This window comes from Paraburkholderia sp. JHI2823 (assembly GCF_038900695.1).
Lineage (GTDB): Bacteria > Pseudomonadota > Gammaproteobacteria > Burkholderiales > Burkholderiaceae > Paraburkholderia > Paraburkholderia mimosarum.
In genome coordinates, this window is record NZ_JAYMRY010000035.1 from 60,444 (window position 1) to 77,479 (window position 17,036).

Genomic DNA, 17,036 nt, shown 5'->3' on the forward strand with positions numbered 1-17,036 from the left:
GACTTCGTAACAGTTGGGCGTTTTCGCGCCGCGCGCGGGCATGAAAAAAGGCGCATGCACAGGGGAGCACATGCGCCTGAGGTTCCGCATCCGGCGCGAGGCGCGCCACTGCGGTACAGGGGAAAGCGTTAGTGTGTGACGCGCGTGACGCCGCCGCTCGACAGCAGCCGCACGCGGTCGCCGGCGTTGAAGACCTCGCCGGTCGAAGTTTGTGTGATGGCGCGGTAGTCGCCGTTGTCGAGGCGCACCGTGATCTCGAGGCCGTCGCGCATCGCCACGCCGTTCTCGACCGCGTTGCCGGCAACGGCGCCGGCAATGCCGCCGATGATGCCGGTGACGATCGAGCCCTTGCCGCCGCCGATCGCGCTGCCAGCCACCGCGCCGAGCGCGCCGCCGCCGATCGCGCCGAGTCCGCTAGGCTGGCCGTTGTTCGAACTGATCTTCACCGCGCGCACGCTCTCGACCGTGGCCATGCGCACCGACTGCTCGCGCTGCGCCTGCGAGGCCGTATAGACATCGGCGGAACTGCTGTTATAAGCGCAGCCCGACATCGCGAGCGACCCCGCGATCATGGCTGCAACAATCAGACGACTTGTTATTTTCATTCCCGTAGCTCCAATGGGCGCCGCGGCGCCCGCGTTCAGTTCGGCAGTTCGTAGCCGAAGGCCTCCTTGAACCGTTCGTTGATCTGCGCCCGCGTGGGCGCATAGTTCTGCGGACCGAGATGCTCGATCTTGAGCGCGCCCATCAGGCTCGCGAGGCGCCCCGTGGTTGCCCAGTCGAGGCCGTTCTCGATGCCATAGAGCAGGCCGCCGCGGAAGGCGTCGCCGCAACCGGTCGGGTCGAGCACACGGGCGGCCTTGACCGGAGGAATCTCCTCGATCTTGCCGCTGTGGTAGATCTGCGAGCCGTGCTCGCCGCGCGTGACGATCAACGCGTCGACATGGCTGGCGATTTCGTCGAACGACCAGCCGGTGCGATGGCTGACGAGATTGGCTTCGTAGTCGTTGACCGCTACGTAAGTAGCAAGTTCAATGGCGCGCCGCAAAGACGCCCCATCGAAGAGCGGCAGACCCTGGCCCGGATCGAAGATGAACGGGATGCCGGCCTTCGCGAACTGCTCGACGTGCTGGACCATGCCATCGAAACCGTCCGGCGCGACGATGCCGAGCTTGATACCGGGCGCCTCGTCGGCGCGATTCAAGTGCGACTGCATCATCGCGCCCGGGTGGAACGCGGTGATCTGGTTGTTCTCGAGATCGGTCGTGATCATCGCCTGCGCGGACCACGTGTCGTCCAGTACCCGCACGTGCGCTTTCGAGAGGCCGAGCTTGTCGAGGCGTTCGATGTAGGGCTGCGCGTCGGCGCCGCCAAGCGTCGCCATGATGCGCGCGTCGCCGCCGAGCAGATGCAGCGAGTACGCGATGTTGCCGGCGCAGCCGCCGAATTCCCGGCGCATCGTCGGCACGAGAAAGCTCACGTTCAGGATGTGCACCTGCTCGGGCAGGATGTGCTCCCGAAAGCGACCTTCGAAAGTCATGATGTTGTCGTAGGCGAGCGAGCCGCAGATCAGCGTAGCCAAGGCGGGAATTCCTGTAGGGCGTGGTAGGTAGGGGAAAGGGCGGCGCACTGGCCTGCAGGCAGGCTTGCGAGCGCAGGCGCTGGGAGAGCGCGCCGCTGACGGATTACTTCAGCACCGCGAGTGCGGCGTCGTAGTTCGGCTCGTTCTTGATTTCGCTCACGCGCTCGGCGTGCAGCACTTTGTCGTTTTCGTCGAGCACGACGACGGCGCGCGCGGTCAGACCGGTGAGCGGGCCGCTCGTGACATCCACGCCGTAGGCCTGCGCGAAGTCATGGCCGCGGAACGTCGAGGCCGTGACGACGTTCGCGATGCCTTCGGTCGTGCAGAAGCGCGAAGCGGCGAACGGCAGGTCGCCCGAAATCACGACGACGGCCGTATTGTCGAGGCCGGCTGCGGCTTCGTTGAACTTGCGCGTGGAGGTGGCGCAGGTCGGCGTGTCGAGGCTCGGCACGATGTTCAGGACCTTGCGCTTGCCGGCGAAATCGGCGAGCGAGACGGGCTTCAGATCCTTGCCGACGAGCGAGAACGCCGGTGCCTTCTGACCGACGCTCGGGAACGTGCCAGCGACGTCGATCGGGTTACCGCCTAGCGTGACTTGACTCATGATGTGCACTCCGGGAATGCATGTGGTGGTGAATGGCACACGCGCGTAAGCGGCGCGCCGGGAATCGCGCTGGGCACGTCAGTGCACCCGCGCGCAGACGGAACATCAGGGATAGAAGATTTCGATGCGGAAGTTCGATGCCACTACGTCGCCTGTGTCGAGCCGCACGATCATCGTCTGCGTGGTGCGTGCGGGCAGACCGGCTTCGATGGGCGTGCCGGGCGTAACGTAATCCTGCGGCCACAGCACGCGCCGCACGACGATATTGCTCTGCCGGTCGAGCAGCGAGAGCTCGATAGCCGGGTAGGCCAGCGCCACGTTGAAGCGGTTGCGCAGTGGCACCTTCAGTTCGAGATGATGCGGTTCATTGTCGACCTGGCGCAGCTCGGACGGCTCGACCAGCAGCCCGTCGATGTCGCGTGGCGGCATCACCCGGCAACCGAGTTGCTCGCACGCCTGTTGATAAAGCGACTGCGAGTCGGGCCAGTAGACCATCACCGTTTCGCGTTGCCACCAGGCGAGCTGCACAGCGAGCAGTGCGAGAAGCAGAATGGCGATGAGCGTGCCCAGAAACCGCCAGACGATGGCGCGCGAGCCGCGCGGGCGCGCAGGCGCTTCGCGCGTGACGGCGAACGGCGACGCACCGTCGTTGGGCGGAAGCGCGCTGAACGCGGGTTCGCGCTCGTCTTGGCGGATGCGAGGGCCGAGCGCGGGCTCAGGATCGTTGATGCGACCCGCCGCCGATGCTTCGTTGGCCGAAAAGGTCGGCTCCGCGGGACCCGTTGCGCCGAGGTTCGGTTCGCTGCGAGTCCAGCGTGCCGCGGGCGGGAAGGGCTCGGCGGGTTGGGTGTTCTGCGCCGGGGGCACGGATGCCGCCGTGGCAGATGGCGCCGGCGCGCGGGGCGCAGCGTGCGACGGTTCATCGTCGGCGATGAACTTCGATTCGGCGCCAGGCGTCGCCCTTGGGGTGGCGCCCTTGTGCGCCAGCTGATCGGCGTTGTACCTGAAGCGCGGGTCGAGCTGGGTGTCAGCGGGTGGCGCCCACGGATCCCACGTGCGATTCGTGAAATTGGGCGTGGCGTTTAGCGGCACGCGCGGCTCTTGCGATGGCGCGCTGACTGCCGGCTCCGCAGCCTGTGTGGTGTTCTGGGTGTCAGGATGAAACCCGGGCTGAAACGCGGACGGCGCCGCCGATTGCGCTGCAGCGTGCGAAGCCGTTTCCGGCGGAGTCGCAGTCAGGCTTGCTGCGATCTCGCCTGCAAGCGGCACGGCGCGCGAGAAATCGCCGCCTTCGGGCACCTCGTAGAGACTGCCCGACGCATCGAACGCTTCCTGGCAATGCCCGCAACGCACGAGGCCGCGCCGCACGGCAAGCTGCGTGGGCTGAATACGGAATACGGTTTCACAGAAGGGGCAGCGCGTTGCCAGCAGCATGTGAGCCTGGGATCTGGGGAGACCGGAGGTTGGCGATACCGGCATTCTACTGGCAATCCGCCGCACCCTACGACTTCGGTCGTCCCGCATGGGGCGCGATCCGCGCTCGAGCAAGCCCGATCGCGCCTGTATGGAATTACGTGCGCCGCGTGCCCGCGAGGCAGACCCAGCCTTCGTGCTCGCGCCAGACCGAGATGTCGATCCAGCGGGCGTAGACCTGCGCGACTTCGTCGGCCTGGCGCGCGAGGATGCCCGAGAGCGCGATGCGTCCGCCCGGCTTCACGCGCGACGACAGCATCGAGGCCATCAGCTTGAGCGGATTCGAAAGAATATTGGCGACGACGATGTCGAACTCGCCGGCGGGGCAATCGTCGGGCAGGCCGTAGGTGACCTCCGCGCGATTGCGCTCGCTGTTGTGGCGCGCCGACTCGACCGCCTGCGGATCGATGTCGATGCCGATCACCGGATTCGCGCCGCACTTCTTCGCGAGGATCGCGAGGATGCCCGAGCCGCAGCCGTAGTCGAGCAGCGAATTGCCGGGCTGCACGTGCTGCTCGATCCACTCCATGCACAGACGCGTGGTGGGATGGCTGCCCGTGCCGAACGCGAGGCCCGGGTCCAGCTCGAGCACGAGCGCGTCGGGATCGGGTGCATCGTGCCACGAGGGCACGACCCAGATGCGCTCGCCGATCTGGATCGGGTCGAACTGCGATTGCGTGAGGCGCACCCAGTCCTGTTCCTCGACTTCGCGCAGCGAATACTTCGGCGCCTGCGCGAGGCCAAGCTCGTTCGAAGCGGCCGCGAGCAGCACGGCGGGATCCTGATCGGCGCCGATCAACGCAATCACGCGCGAATGCTGCCACGCGGTGCGCTCGGGCGTGAGGCCCGGCTCGCCGAAGAGCGGCTGCTCGTCGGGCGTGTCGGCGTCGGCGTCTTCCACCGACACCGAGAGGGCGCCAAGCTCGATCAACGCGTCGGAGAGCGCCTCCGCGCGATGGCGATCCAGCTCGACGATCAGTTCCCGGTAGCTCATGAATTACGCTTCGTCCTTCTTCACTGCCTGACGTTCGGCCAGACGGCTTTCCAGGTAGTGAATGCTCGTGCCGCCCTCGACGAACTTCGCATCGAGCATCAGTTCGCGGTGCAGCGGGATGTTGGTCTGGATGCCTTCGACCACCATTTCCGATAGCGCGATGCGCATGCGCTGAATGGCCTGCTCGCGCGTGGCGCCGTAGGTGATCAGCTTGCCGATCATCGAATCATAGTTCGGCGGCACGAAATAGCCATTGTAGGCATGCGAGTCGACGCGCACGCCCGGGCCCCCCGGCATGTGCCACGACGTGAGACGGCCCGGCGACGGCGTGAACTTGAACGGATCTTCGGCGTTGATGCGGCACTCGATGGCGTGGCCCTTCAACTGGATGTCGCGCTGGCGGAACGAAAGCTTCTCGCCCGCGGCAATGCGGATCTGCTCCTGCACGATATCGATGCCCGTGATCAGCTCGGTGACCGGGTGCTCTACCTGCACGCGCGTGTTCATCTCGATGAAGTAGAACTCGCCGTTTTCGTACAGGAACTCGAAGGTGCCCGCGCCGAGGTAGCCCATCTTCTTGCAGGCGTCGGCGCAGCGGTCGCCGATGCGATCGAGCAGGCGGCGCGCGATGCCCGGCGCCGGCGCTTCTTCGATCACTTTCTGATGGCGGCGCTGCATCGAGCAATCACGTTCGCCGAGCCATACGGCGTTCTTGAACGAGTCCGCGAGAATCTGGATCTCGATGTGGCGCGGGTTCTCGAGGTACTTCTCCATGTAGACCTGCGGATTGCCGAACGCACGGCCGGCTTCCTCGCGGGTCATGTTGACCGCGTTCACGAGCGCCGCTTCCGTGTGCACGACGCGCATGCCGCGCCCGCCGCCGCCACCCGCCGCCTTGATGATGACGGGGTAGCCGATCGCGCGCGCGATCTTCACGATTTCCTTCGGATCGTCGGGCAGGGCGCCTTCCGAGCCCGGCACGCAGGGCACGCCGGTCTTGATCATGGTCTGCTTCGCCGTGACCTTGTCGCCCATCATGCGGATCGTTTCCGGGCGCGGGCCGATGAACGTGAAGCCCGACTGCTCGACGCGCTCGGCGAAGTCGGCGTTCTCGGAGAGGAAGCCGTAGCCGGGGTGGATCGCTTCGGCGTCGGTGACTTCGGCCGCGCTGATGAGCGCCGGCATGTTCAGGTAGCTCAGGTTCGAAGGGGCGGGGCCGATGCAGACCGCCTCGTCGGCGAGCTTCACGTACTTGGCTTCCTTGTCGGCTTCCGAATAGACGACGACCGTCTTGACGCCGAGTTCGCGGCACGCGCGCTGGATGCGGAGCGCGATTTCGCCACGATTGGCAATGAGGATTTTTTCAAACATGGTGGGTATTCGACTCATCAATGGGCGCCGCGAGTCGCTGATGCGGACACCTGTCGATCGGAGTTAGCGCTTTGGCGCTTCCTGCGATCCCATGTAAAACGCTGAGGATCGATCGCGTGCGTCGCCGTCATGGGCGCAAATGCGACAAACGCGGGCGACATACGCGGCGCGGCCCGCAAAAGAAGGCCGCCGCCGCGCGCAGAAGCTTAGGCGATCACGTAGAGAGGCTGGCCGTACTCCACTGCCTGGCCGTTCTCGACGAGGATTTCCTTGACCACACCGGCCGCATCCGACTCGATCTCGTTGAGCAGCTTCATCGCCTCGATGATGCACAGCGTCTGGCCTTCCTTGACCGTGTCGCCGACCTGGACGAACGGATCCGCGCCCGGGGAAGGTGCGCGATAGAACGTGCCCACCATCGGCGAGGTCACGACATGGCCTTGCGGCGCGGCGGGGGCGGCGGGCGCCGCTGCGGCGGTTTCGCCGACATGGGCCGGCGCGGCGGGCGCAGCGCCCAGGGCCGGCGCCGCGTATTGCGCGGGACCTTGCTGCACGTAAACGGGGGGTGCGTTCTTGACGATGCGCACCTTGCCTTCACCCTCAGTCACTTCGAGCTCCGAGATGCCCGATTCGGAGACGAGGTCGATCAGAGTCTTCAGCTTACGTAGATCCATGGTGCAGCCCCTTTTTGCTTTGAATACGTGAAGTGCCGGGACGCGCGCGTCCCGGCACGGGTTATTGTCAGGTGTTGACGGTCATCCGGCGCGGGAATCAGGCCTCGGACCGGGCAGCAAGCCGGTCGAGCGCGTATTCGAGCGCGTAGAGATAACCTTTCCAGCCGAGGCCGCAGATCACCCCCTCGGCCTGGTCGGAAAAATACGAATGGTGGCGGAAGGGCTCGCGGCGATGCACGTTCGACAGGTGAATTTCGACGAACGGGATGCCGACACCGGCCAGCGCGTCCCGGATCGCGACGCTCGTGTGCGTGTACGCGGCCGGGTTGATCAGGATGAAGTCGGTTTGCTCGTTGCGGGCCGCCTGGATGCGGTCGACCAGCGCACCTTCGTGATTGCTCTGGAACGTGGCGAGTTCGATGCCAGCGTCTGCCGCCCGGTCAGAGAGCGCCTGGTCGATTTGCGGGAGCGTCACGCGCCCGTACACCTCCGGTTCCCGGGTGCCGAGAAGATTGAGGTTGGGGCCGTGCAGAACCAGCAGTCGCGTCATGGTCGCTTCTTTTTCCGTGGAATTGCGCGAACTTTAGCGCTGATTAGAGAATTTTGTCTAGTTTTCCGAAAAGGGGATATGGCCCCGATCTCGCCGCGCGACGAGTTGTCGGGCCGATCTTCAGCCAAAAGGCAAGTTTCTCACGGGAAAATACCCGGTACGGCGCCTAACGTTGTGTCAAACGACCGCTGCCTCAGAGCGCATCCAGCGTACGACGCAACTCGTCCGGCTTGATTTGCCCTAATTTTGTCGCACGAACGGCGCCGTTCGCGTCGATTACGACCGTGTAAGGCAAGCCGCCCGCGTTGTTGCCAAAGGCGCGCGCCACGTCCGCGCCGCCGAACCCGGCGACGTAGATCGGATAGTCGACGGGCACCTTCTTCAGGAACGTCTGGATATTCGTCGCGGAATCGACCCCCACGCCCACGAACTGGATGCCCTTTTTCGCGTACTCGCGCTGCAGCGCCGAAAGCGCCGGCATTTCCTCGACACACGGGCCGCACCACGAGGCCCAGAAGTTGACCACGATTGGCCGGCCTTTATAGATGGCCAGCGATTGCGGCTTGCCGTCCGGGTTGGTGACCGCCGCCGACCACAGCTGGCCAACCGCAGTCTGCTTGCCGCTCACCGAGGCTGCGTCGGCCACCCCGGCGCGGCCGCTGTTCGCCCACTGCCCGGCCAGTATGCCGCCGCCTGCGGCGATCGCCGCCACTGCCATGCCGGCCAGAATCCGCTTCGTGTTCATTTATGCCGCTTTCAAGAGGTGGAGGAAGTCGCGCCGCTCTCGTCGATCAGTGCCTGAAGGGCCTGAGCGCTGGCGCGCGGTAGCCGCCCGCGCGCATCGGCACGCACGGCGCCGCGCAGGTCGTCGGTATTGTAGAGGGCAATATGAATGCCCACCGGCTCCTCGGTGCGTGACGGGCGCCACAAGAAGCTGAGTGTCTCGACGAAGCCCCGCGCCGCGAAATGGCGCGTTTCCGAGACGTCGTACTGCACGTTCGCGTTCAAGAGCCAGATCGCGACATCCTTCGCGTTATCGCAAAAAATCTGCAGATGAATATCGGAGTGCTCGCCCGCCGTACCGTTGAGGACGGCGCCGGTCAGGAACGGATTGAACGCACCGAGCCGCTGCATCCAGTCGAGCGCGATTTCCCGCAGGCGGCGCAGCACCAACGGCTGGCTGTCGCCTTGAAAGAGGGCCTGATATTCCCGGATCTCTTCCTCGATCTGATCGTTGTCGGGCAGCCAGCTGCCATCGATACGCGTTTCCCCGACCACCTGCCGGGCTGCCTTGCGTTTGGCGGTGGCGTAATCGAGGCCGTCCTCGGCAATCATCCTTGCTGCCGCGATGGCGATTTCCTCGCGCACGCGCTGGGGATCGAAATGAGATCTGCGAACCATTCATTAATGATACTAGAGATCGCCCTGGGTTCTGGTCGGTGGCCCCGGACGCGAGTTGTCGCACGCGCCCGTCACGGCAGGGCGGCTGGCTTTGCCCCCCGGTTTGCGCATGGCTCACGCCTGCCCCAAGTGCACTCGTTTCGAGCCTGCGTTGAAGCGGCCGAGAGCCAATACCGCTCGGGGCCTCGGGTACAATACCGGTCTTTGCTCCGGCGGCGCAGGACGACCGCCGTTTCGGCTTCTCCATCCCGGTAGCCCGCTCAACTCATTTAACCCGTTCACGACGCCCGCGCGGCGCGACAGGCTTATGCACATCCATATCCTCGGCATCTGCGGCACGTTCATGGGCGGACTCGCCGTGCTCGCGCGCAGCGCGGGCCACACGGTCACGGGCTGCGACGCAGGCGTGTATCCGCCGATGAGCACCCAACTCGAAGCGCAGGGCATCCGCCTCATCGAGGGTTACGACGCGAGCCAGACCGAACTGAATCCCGATCTCTTTGTGATCGGCAACGTGGTCACGCGCGGCAACCCGCTGATGGAGGAGATCCTCAATCGCGGCTTGCCGTACACGTCCGGTCCGCAGTGGCTCGGCGAGCACGTGTTGCGCGACAAGTGGGTGCTGGCCGTGGCGGGCACGCACGGCAAGACCACCACGAGCTCGATGCTCACATGGCTGCTGGAAGACGCGGGCCTCAATCCCGGCTTCCTGATCGGCGGCGTGCCGCTGAACTTCGGCGTCTCGGCGCGGCTCACCGATTCGAGCTTCTTCGTGATCGAAGCCGATGAGTACGACACGGCGTTCTTCGACAAGCGCTCCAAGTTCGTTCATTACCGTCCGCGCACGGCGCTGCTCAACAATCTCGAATTCGATCACGCCGATATCTTTCCCGATCTCGCGTCGATCGAAACGCAGTTCCATCACCTCGTGCGCACGATTCCCGGCGTGGGCCGCATCGTCACGAACGGCCGCTCGGACGCGCTCGAGCGCGTGCTCACGCGCGGCGTGTGGAGCGACGTCGAGCGCTTCGGCGTGGACGGCGGCTGGCAGGCGCTGCCTGCCGAGGACGGCGTGGCCGTGGACGAGCGCTTCGCCGTGTACCACAACGCCGAGCGCGTAGGCGTGGTGGACTGGCAGATCCAGGGCGAGCACAACCGTCTGAATGCGCTCGCGGCCATTGCCGCGGCGCGCAGCGTCGGGGTGCCACCCGCGCAGGCGGCCAAATCGCTTGCCGCGTTCCGCAACGTGAAGCGCCGCATGGAAGTACGCGGCAGCGTGGACGGCGTGACCGTCTATGACGATTTTGCGCACCATCCCACGGCGATCGAAACGACGATCGCGGGATTGCGTACGCGCGTCGGACGCGAAAACACGCGTATCCTGGCCGTGCTCGAACCGCGCTCGAACACAATGAAACTGGGCGTGATGAAGGCGCAGCTGCCCACGAGTCTTGCCGATGCCGACCTCGTGTTCGGCTACGGCGCGCCGAGCGGCAAGGACGCGCTGGGCTGGGATCTCGCTGGCGCGCTCGCGCCGCTTGGCGAGAGGGCGCGTGCATTCAACGATATCGAGGCACTGGTGAAGGCAGTCGCGGCAGCCGCGCGCCCCGGCGACCAGGTGCTCGTGATGAGCAACGGCGGCTTCGGCGGCGTGCATCAAAAGCTGCTCGATGCGCTTTGCGCGCGGAGCGCCTCGTGATCGTCTATCTGCACGGCTTTCGCTCGTCGCCCCAGTCGTTCAAGGCGCGCCTGCTCGCGGCGCGCCTGGCCGAGCTGGGCCGCAGCGGCGAATGGCTTTGCCCGACGCTGCCCGTTTCGCCGGCCGAAGCCATCGCGCTTGCCGAGCGGGAAATCGGCGCGCGCGTGAAGCCGGGCGAGCGCGTGACGCTCATCGGCAGTTCGCTGGGCGGCTACTTCGCGACGTATCTCGCGGAAAAGCACGGCTGGCGTGCCGCATTGCTGAACCCCGCCGTGGTGCCCGACCGTGATCTGTCGAAATACCTCGGCGAGCAGCCGCTCTGGCACGGTGGCGGCAGCATCGTCGTCGAACCGCGTCACCTGGAAGAATTGCGCGCGCTGGCCGTTACGACGGTGACGCAACCCGCGCGCTACTATCTGATCGCCGCGACCGGCGACGAAGTGCTCGATTACCGCGAGATGCTCGCGCACTATCCGGGTGTGTCCACGCACCTGATCGAAGGCAGCGATCATGGCATCAGCGAGTTTGCAGATTACGTCGACGAAGTGATCCGTTTCTGCGATGCCGCCTGATGCGTGCGAACGCCTATATGTATACAGCACCGCTTGCGCGCAGCGCCGGCGGTCGAAGCAAGTCTGAACGAGAGTATTGAGTGAACGTTTTCTTTGAGGAATCGGGCAGTTTCAAGGCCGGCAGCGTGCTATCGCGCCAGGGCGATGCGTTCCAGGTCGAGTTGCCGGGTGGGCGGCGCGCCAAGGTGCGTGCGAAGGACGTGCTGATCGAGTTCGAGAAGCCTTCTGCGGCCGAGCTGCTGGAGCAGGCGGACGCCGCCGCCCAGGAAATCGATCTCGATTTCCTGTGGGAGTGCGCGCCCGCCGATGAGTTCGCATACACGGCGCTCGCGAGCGAGTACTTCGGCGAAACCTACGGCCCGGTCGAGCGCGCCGCGCTCGTGCTGCGCCTGCACGGCTCGCCCGTGTATTTCCGCCGCAAGGGCCGCGGGCAGTATCAGCGTGCGCCCGAAGAGCAGCTCAAGATGGCGCTCGCCTCGCTCGAGCGCAAGCGTCAGCAGGCGCTCGTGCAGGCCGGCTACGAAGAGGAGCTGAAGGCGGGCGGCCTGCCCGAGGCGTTCAAGGGCAAGGCGCTGGCCCTCCTCACGAAGCCCGACAAGAATTCGATCGAATACAAGGCGCTCGAAGCGGCGGCGGCCGCGCGCGGCATTTCGATGCCGCGCCTCATGCTCGAATGCGGTGGCATCGCTTCGCCGCGCGCGCTGCACGAGGCGCGCTTTCTCGCGGACTTCTTCCCGCACGGCACGGGTTTCCCGCCCGTCGAGGTGGGCACGCTGCCCGAGGATCTGCCCAACGCCGCCGAGCACGTGCAGGCCTTCTCGATCGACGACGTCACCACGACCGAAATCGACGATGCCTTCTCGATCGAGCATCTGGCCGACGGCCGCGTGCGCATCGGCATTCACATCGCGGCGCCGGCGCTCGGCATCAAGCGCGGCGACACGGCCGACACGATCGCACGCACGCGTCTTTCGACGGTCTACATGCCCGGCGACAAGATCACGATGCTGCCCGACGATTTCGTCGATGCCTTCACGCTCAAGGAAGACGGTCTGCGCCCGGCGCTCTCGCTCTACTGCATCGTGAACCGCGAGACGCAGGAGATCGTCGCGACCGAAACGCGTGCCGAGCGCGTGTTCGTGAAGAGCAATCTGCGCCACAACACGCTCGACGAGGTCGTGACCGAAGAGACGCTCGCGGCGGGCACGGGCGAGTATCCGCACAAGGACGACATCGCCGTGCTGTGGCCGTTCGCGCAGGCGCTCTTCGAAAAGCGCCAGCAGGCGCGTGCCGGTTACGGCCTGCGCCGCGAAGTGCAGCGCAACACCGACTTCAACTTCTACGTGGACGGCGAGCACGTCACCATCTCGCCGCGCCGCCGCGGCTCACCGCTCGATCTGATCGTCGCGGAGCTGGCGATTCTCGCGAACTCGACGTGGGGCGCCGTGCTGCACGACCACGGCGTGCCGGGCATCTATCGCTCGCAGCGCGCGTTCGGCGCGCCGAGCGGCCCCAAGCGCACGCGCATGCAGACCAACGCCGCACCGCACGAAGGGCTCGGCGTCGCGCAGTATGCCTGGAGCACCTCGCCGCTGCGCCGTTACGTGGACCTCGTGAACCAGTGGCAGCTGCTCGCGTGCGTCGAGCACGGCGTGGCCGCCAAGCTCGTCGCGCCGTTCAAGCCCAAGGACGCCGATCTCTTCGCCGTCGTGCAGGGCTTCGACGAGACCTATACCGCCTACGCCGACCACCAGCGCCGCATGGAGTACTTCTGGTGCCTGCGCTGGCTGCAGCAGCAAATGCGCGGTGAAGATGGCCGCGAGGCGCGTCGCGAGTTCCCCGCAACGGTGGTGAAGGACGACCTCGTGCGCTTCGAGGAAGTGCCGTTGCTCATCCACGTGCCGGCGCTCGGCGTGCATGCGCGCGGCACGCGCGTGATGATGGAAGTGCTGTCGATCGACGAACTGACGATCGAGGCTTCGGTGCGCATGCTGCGCGTGCTCGACGCGCCCGTGGTGACGGGCGGCGAGCAAGCCGAAGACGAGACGGGCGAAGACGAGGAACTGATCGAAGCCGCCGACGATTCCGCGCAGAGCGAAGCGGAAGCCGTCGCGGAAGCGGGCGAGGGCGAGGGCGAGGCGGCGAGCGGCGCGCCCGACGCGGCGGAGCAATCGAGCGAACAGCACGCGACGGAGCCGCGCGAATGAGCGTGAGCCACTCACCTGCCGATGCGCAGTGCGACCGCTACGCCGTAGTCGGCAATCCCGTGGCGCACAGCAAGTCGCCGTATATCCACGCGCAGTTCGCGCTGCAAACGGGCGAGCGCATCGAGTACGAGCGTCTGCTCGCGCCGCTGGACGGTTTCGTCGAGCACGTGCAGGCGTTCCACGCGGCGGGCGGCCGCGGCCTGAACGTGACCGTGCCGTTCAAGCTCGAAGCGCACGCGCTGGCGCACAAGCTGTCGCCGCGCGCCGCGGCGGCAGGCGCCGTTAACACGCTGCGCTTCGACGCGGACGGCATCTTCGGCGACAACACCGATGGCTTCGGCCTGGTGCGCGACATCGAGGTGAACCTCGGTGTCTCGCTCGCAGGCGCGCGCGTGCTGCTGCTCGGCGCGGGCGGCGCGGCGCGCGGCGTCGTGCTGCCGATGCTCGAACGCCGGCCGCGCGAGATCACCATCGTGAACCGCACGGCGCCCAAGGCGCACGCGCTCGTCGAGCAGTTCGAAGGCGCGGCGCGCGAGTTCGGCTGTCGGCTGTTCGGCGGCGGACCGCATGCCGTAGACCGGAATCCCTATGACGTAATCGTGAACGCGACGGCGGGCAGTCTGGACGCCGCCTTGCCCGAATGCGACGAGCGCGCGTTCGGCGCGGGCACGCTCGCCTACGACATGATGTACGGCGCGCAGCCCACCGTGTTCATGCACCACGCGCAATCGCTCGGTGCGCGGGCGGCCGACGGCCTCGGCATGCTGGTCGAGCAGGCCGCCGAGTCGTTCTTCGTGTGGCGCGGCGTGCGACCCGAGGGCGCGCCCGTGCTGGCGGCATTGCGCGCGCAACTCGCCGCGCAGGCTGCGTAAAGCGGCCCGCCGCACGCCAGGGAGAAGACGCCATGCGCAGGCAAGCCATCGGCGCGCAAGCTGCGGCGGCGTCCGTCAAAGGGCGTCGCGCGGGGATGTCAAAGCGGCAAACGCGTCCCGGCGCACTGCGCTGGTTCGCCTGGGTCGTCTGCGTGTTCGCGATCGCGTGGTTCGCCACGCAGCTCTTCTACTTCGCGCAGATCGCGCTCTGGAACTTCGTCGATCCGCAATCGACCGCCTTCATGCGCACCGACGCCGCGCGTCTTTCCGCGCGTCTTTCCGCAAATGGCCCCGGTCTCTCGATCCAGCACCAGTGGGTGCCGTACGACCAGATCTCGCGCAACCTGAAGCGCGCGATCATCGCGTCCGAGGACGCGAACTTCGTCAACAACAACGGGTACGAGACCGACGCCATCCTGCAAGCGTGGGAGAAGAACAAGAGGCGCGGCCATATCGTGCGCGGCGGCTCGACCATCACGCAGCAGCTCGCGCGCAATCTGTTCCTCTCGCGTGAGCAGAGCTACATCCGCAAGGGCCAGGAGCTGATCATCACGTGGATGCTGGAGACGCTGCTCGACAAGGAGCGCATCTTCGAGATCTACCTGAATTCGGTGGAATGGGGCAATGGCGTGTACGGCGCGCAAGCCGCCGCGAGCTACTACTATCGCACCACGGCGGCGAAGCTCACGCCGTGGCAGGCCGCGCGGCTCGCGGTGATGCTGCCGCGTCCGAGATACTACGACGAGCATCGCAACTCCGCGTACCTCGCCCAGCGCACCGCGGTCATCGCGCGGCGCATGGGGGCCGCTGAACTCCCGCATTGAGGTCGCGCGTTGAGGCCACCCAGGAGGCCACGCAGCGAGGCCACGCATGGAGACCAGTTCACGTGCCAATGAAAAACGCCCCGGCAAGCGGGGCGTTTGCGTTTTGATGGCCTGCTTGCTGTCTACCGCTTACTGACGCGCGAGCCGGGCGTTATCCGGCATCGGCATGTTGAAGTTGGTGCGGAACGGATTGATGTCGAGGCCGCCGCGCCGCGTATAGCGCGCATAGACGGCGAGCCGGTCCGGTTTGCACTCGCGCAGGATGTCCATGAAGATGCGTTCGGCGCATTGCTCGTGAAAGCCCGTGTGATTGCGATACGAGATGATGTAGCGCAAGAGGCCCGCCTGGTCGATCTGCGCCCCGACGTAGTGAATCTGCACGCTGCCCCAGTCGGGCTGGCCCGTCACCGGGCAATTCGATTTGAGCAGGTTCGAGATCAGCGTTTCTTCCACCGGCGCCTCGTCGAACGCCGCTTTCAGCAGCGTCGGCTCCGGGTGATAGATCTCCGTGTCGAGATCGAGGCGGTCGAGCGAGAGCCCGTCGAATTCCTCGAACGCGATCTTGCCGAACGCGCCCGGCTGCTCGAGCCGCACCGAAACCGGCGCGCCGCATGCCGCCGTCACATCGCGCCGGATCGTGTCGCGCACCACTTCGGCGGATTCGAACGCCGTTTGCGCGAACGAGCCCAGATACAGCTTGAACGACTTCGATTCGATGATGCTCGGCGAATCGGCAGGGATGAAGAACGTTGCGATCGCGATCTGCGGCTTGCCGCGCGCGTTGATCCACGAAAGCTCGTAGGCGTTCCAGATATCGGAGCCGAAGAACGGCAGTTGCGCGCCAATGCCGATCTGCTCGCGCGCGCCGGCGCGCGGGATCGGGAACAAGAGCGAGGCGTCGTACTGTTCGGTGTAGGCGGCGGGCTTGCCGAGCGGGGATTGGTCGGGAGTCATGATGCGTTGGCTTCGGTTGCGATATTCGTCACGCCGCTCGCCACGTGCCCGGTGGCCGTGACCGAGCGCGCGGATTCGCAATGGCGGATCTGGTCGTCGAAGAAAAAATCGGGTTCGAACTCGCGCAGGAACGGGCCTTTGTCGAGTCCGCCAAGGAACATCGCTTCGTCGATCTCGATGTTCCAGGCCATCAGCGTACGGATTGCACGTTCGTGCGCGGGCGCTGAGCGCGCGGTGACGAGGGCGGTGCGAATGTGCATTTGCGCGTTCGCGTCGGCGAGCTTCTGCAGCCGGTTGAGCGCGGCGAGCAGCGGCTTGAGCGGACCTTGCGCGAGCGGCAACTCGCGGTTGTCGCGTTCGTGGCTAACGAATGCGCCGAGGCCCTCGCTCTGGAAGATCTGCTCGGCTTCATCGGAAAACAGCACCGCATCGCCGTCGAACGCGATGCGAATTTCGTGCGCGTTGCGTTCCGCCATTGTCGCCGAATTGTGCTCGATGCGGGGGAACACGCGTGCGGCGGGAAAACCGGCGTCGAGCGCGCTCCGCACGTCGGCCGGGTTCGCGGAGAGGAACAGCGACGCATTGAGCGGCTTGAGGTAATGCCAGGGCTCGCGCCCGCGCGTGAACACACCGCGCTGGATGTCGAGCCGGTGCTCGCGGCACGAACTGAACGCGCGCAGGCCGCTGATGGGATCGCTGCGCGAGAGGATCACGACTTCCACGTGATGCGCGCCGTTATTGAGCGCGAGCAGTTTGCGGATCAGCGCGAACGCCACGCCCGGCTGCGCGGGCAGGTTCAGGCGCTCGCGCTGGAGCGCTTCGTACGCTCGCAGGTCGCCGGCTTCGAACACGTGGTTTTCCTCCTCGAAATCGAAGAGCGCACGCGAAGAAATAGCGACGACGAGCTTGTCGGAGAGCGAAACGGACACGATGGCCGCCGGTTATGCAAGGTTAAGCCAGGAACAACCGATACGCCGGATTGCCCGTCTCTTCCCAATGCGGATAACCGAGCGTGGCGAGGAAGCGGCGGAACTCGGCGTCATCGGCTGCGGGCACCTGGATGCCCACGAGAATCGAGCTGTAGTCGGCGCCCTGGTTGCGGTAGTGGAAGAGGCTGATGTTCCAGTTCGGTGCCATCGACGAAAGGAAGCGCATGAGCGCGCCCGGGCGCTCGGGGAACTCGAAGCGGAACAGGCGCTCGTCGTGTGCCAGAGGCGAGCGCCCGCCCACCATGTAGCGGATGTGCTGCTTCGAGAGCT

Annotated in this window: 17 protein-coding genes and 1 pseudogene; 5 read left to right on the top strand and 13 right to left on the bottom strand. The window is 65.9% G+C overall.

Going from position 1 to position 17,036, the window contains the following annotated elements:
* Positions 1-128 precede the first annotated feature (128 nt).
* The 10 genes from VSR34_RS28870 to VSR34_RS28915 form a co-directional block, all read right to left on the bottom strand.
* A complete protein-coding gene (locus VSR34_RS28870) occupies positions 129-605 on the bottom strand; it encodes a glycine zipper 2TM domain-containing protein (protein WP_028214036.1) in 477 nt (158 codons plus the stop codon).
* Between the two features lie 35 nt (positions 606-640).
* A complete protein-coding gene (locus VSR34_RS28875; protein ID WP_028214035.1) occupies positions 641-1,582 on the bottom strand; it encodes a carbohydrate kinase family protein in 942 nt (313 codons plus the stop codon).
* Positions 1,583-1,685: 103 nt separating this feature from the next.
* Entirely contained in the window at positions 1,686-2,186 is a 501-nt protein-coding gene (tpx, locus tag VSR34_RS28880; RefSeq protein ID WP_028214034.1) for a thiol peroxidase, read from the bottom strand.
* A gap of 105 nt (positions 2,187-2,291) precedes the next feature.
* A complete protein-coding gene (locus VSR34_RS28885) occupies positions 2,292-3,620 on the bottom strand; it encodes a zinc-ribbon and DUF3426 domain-containing protein (RefSeq protein ID WP_028214033.1) in 1,329 nt (442 codons plus the stop codon).
* A 136-nt stretch (positions 3,621-3,756) separates the two neighbouring features.
* Positions 3,757-4,653 carry a 50S ribosomal protein L11 methyltransferase gene (gene prmA / locus VSR34_RS28890; RefSeq protein ID WP_028214032.1) on the bottom strand — a complete coding sequence of 299 codons (897 nt, stop codon included), beginning with the start codon at positions 4,651-4,653 and terminating at the stop codon, positions 3,757-3,759.
* A 3-nt stretch (positions 4,654-4,656) separates the two neighbouring features.
* A complete protein-coding gene (gene accC / locus VSR34_RS28895; protein ID WP_028214031.1) occupies positions 4,657-6,024 on the bottom strand; it encodes an acetyl-CoA carboxylase biotin carboxylase subunit in 1,368 nt (455 codons plus the stop codon).
* A 206-nt stretch (positions 6,025-6,230) separates the two neighbouring features.
* Entirely contained in the window at positions 6,231-6,698 is a 468-nt protein-coding gene (accB, locus tag VSR34_RS28900; protein ID WP_028214030.1) for an acetyl-CoA carboxylase biotin carboxyl carrier protein, read from the bottom strand.
* 97 nt (positions 6,699-6,795) lie between these two features.
* Positions 6,796-7,248: a type II 3-dehydroquinate dehydratase gene (gene aroQ / locus VSR34_RS28905; RefSeq protein ID WP_028214029.1), complete on the bottom strand. Its 453-nt coding sequence runs from the start codon at positions 7,246-7,248 to the stop codon at positions 6,796-6,798.
* A gap of 193 nt (positions 7,249-7,441) precedes the next feature.
* Positions 7,442-7,993 (bottom strand): TlpA disulfide reductase family protein, encoded by a 552-nt coding sequence (locus tag VSR34_RS28910; protein WP_028231727.1) that lies wholly within the window; start codon positions 7,991-7,993, stop codon positions 7,442-7,444.
* An 11-nt stretch (positions 7,994-8,004) separates the two neighbouring features.
* Positions 8,005-8,649, bottom strand: a complete 645-nt coding sequence (locus tag VSR34_RS28915) for a hypothetical protein (protein ID WP_028214463.1) — start codon at positions 8,647-8,649, stop codon at positions 8,005-8,007.
* A 307-nt stretch (positions 8,650-8,956) separates the two neighbouring features.
* Between VSR34_RS28915 and mpl the strand changes: the two genes are divergently transcribed.
* The 5 genes from mpl to mtgA all read left to right on the top strand — a co-directional run bounded on the left by mpl (position 8,957) and on the right by mtgA (position 14,823).
* The gene (gene mpl / locus VSR34_RS28920) at positions 8,957-10,348 is read left to right on the top strand and encodes a UDP-N-acetylmuramate:L-alanyl-gamma-D-glutamyl-meso-diaminopimelate ligase (protein WP_028231726.1); all 1,392 of its coding nucleotides are present in this window, start codon (positions 8,957-8,959) and stop codon (positions 10,346-10,348) included.
* Positions 10,345-10,920, top strand: coding sequence for a YqiA/YcfP family alpha/beta fold hydrolase (locus tag VSR34_RS28925; RefSeq protein WP_028214461.1), 576 nt, complete (start codon positions 10,345-10,347; stop codon positions 10,918-10,920). The genes mpl and VSR34_RS28925 overlap by 4 nt, the downstream gene beginning before the upstream one ends.
* Positions 10,921-11,000: 80 nt before the next feature.
* Positions 11,001-13,127 (top strand): RNB domain-containing ribonuclease, encoded by a 2,127-nt coding sequence (locus tag VSR34_RS28930; RefSeq protein WP_342964181.1) that lies wholly within the window; start codon positions 11,001-11,003, stop codon positions 13,125-13,127.
* Positions 13,124-13,999, top strand: coding sequence for a shikimate dehydrogenase (aroE, locus tag VSR34_RS28935; RefSeq protein ID WP_342964182.1), 876 nt, complete (start codon positions 13,124-13,126; stop codon positions 13,997-13,999). The genes VSR34_RS28930 and aroE overlap by 4 nt, the downstream gene beginning before the upstream one ends.
* 95 nt (positions 14,000-14,094) lie before the next feature.
* On the top strand, positions 14,095-14,823 hold the full coding sequence (gene mtgA / locus VSR34_RS28940) for a monofunctional biosynthetic peptidoglycan transglycosylase (protein ID WP_028214458.1): 729 nt from the start codon (positions 14,095-14,097) through the stop codon (positions 14,821-14,823).
* 129 nt (positions 14,824-14,952) lie between these two features.
* Here the strand turns inward: mtgA and queF are convergent, their stop codons facing one another.
* The 3 genes and pseudogenes from queF to VSR34_RS28955 all read right to left on the bottom strand — a co-directional run.
* On the bottom strand, positions 14,953-15,777 hold the full coding sequence (gene queF / locus VSR34_RS28945; RefSeq protein ID WP_342964183.1) for an NADPH-dependent 7-cyano-7-deazaguanine reductase QueF: 825 nt from the start codon (positions 15,775-15,777) through the stop codon (positions 14,953-14,955).
* Positions 15,774-16,706: a 5'-nucleotidase gene (locus VSR34_RS28950; protein ID WP_342964184.1), complete on the bottom strand. Its 933-nt coding sequence runs from the start codon at positions 16,704-16,706 to the stop codon at positions 15,774-15,776. Before VSR34_RS28950 ends, queF begins: the two co-directional genes overlap by 4 nt.
* 22 nt (positions 16,707-16,728) lie before the next feature.
* A pseudogene (locus tag VSR34_RS28955) lies at positions 16,729-17,036 on the bottom strand (threonine ammonia-lyase, biosynthetic); the annotation flags it as partial.

What these genes read in the sequence shown, in the direction of transcription:
- VSR34_RS28870 (WP_028214036.1), bottom strand. Translation starts at nt 605, where the DNA reads ATGAAAATAACAAGTCGTCTGATTGTTGCAGCCATGATCGCGGGGTCG.
- tpx (WP_028214034.1), bottom strand. Translation starts at nt 2,186, where the DNA reads ATGAGTCAAGTCACGCTAGGCGGTAACCCGATCGACGTCGCTGGCACG.
- VSR34_RS28885 (WP_028214033.1), bottom strand. Translation starts at nt 3,620, where the DNA reads ATGCTGCTGGCAACGCGCTGCCCCTTCTGTGAAACCGTATTCCGTATT.
- prmA (WP_028214032.1), bottom strand. Translation starts at nt 4,653, where the DNA reads ATGAGCTACCGGGAACTGATCGTCGAGCTGGATCGCCATCGCGCGGAG.
- accC (WP_028214031.1), bottom strand. Translation starts at nt 6,024, where the DNA reads ATGTTTGAAAAAATCCTCATTGCCAATCGTGGCGAAATCGCGCTCCGC.
- accB (WP_028214030.1), bottom strand. Translation starts at nt 6,698, where the DNA reads ATGGATCTACGTAAGCTGAAGACTCTGATCGACCTCGTCTCCGAATCG.
- aroQ (WP_028214029.1), bottom strand. Translation starts at nt 7,248, where the DNA reads ATGACGCGACTGCTGGTTCTGCACGGCCCCAACCTCAATCTTCTCGGC.
- VSR34_RS28910 (WP_028231727.1), bottom strand. Translation starts at nt 7,993, where the DNA reads ATGAACACGAAGCGGATTCTGGCCGGCATGGCAGTGGCGGCGATCGCC.
- VSR34_RS28915 (WP_028214463.1), bottom strand. Translation starts at nt 8,649, where the DNA reads ATGGTTCGCAGATCTCATTTCGATCCCCAGCGCGTGCGCGAGGAAATC.
- mpl (WP_028231726.1), top strand. Translation starts at nt 8,957, where the DNA reads ATGCACATCCATATCCTCGGCATCTGCGGCACGTTCATGGGCGGACTC.
- aroE (WP_342964182.1), top strand. Translation starts at nt 13,124, where the DNA reads ATGAGCGTGAGCCACTCACCTGCCGATGCGCAGTGCGACCGCTACGCC.
- mtgA (WP_028214458.1), top strand. Translation starts at nt 14,095, where the DNA reads ATGTCAAAGCGGCAAACGCGTCCCGGCGCACTGCGCTGGTTCGCCTGG.
- queF (WP_342964183.1), bottom strand. Translation starts at nt 15,777, where the DNA reads ATGACTCCCGACCAATCCCCGCTCGGCAAGCCCGCCGCCTACACCGAA.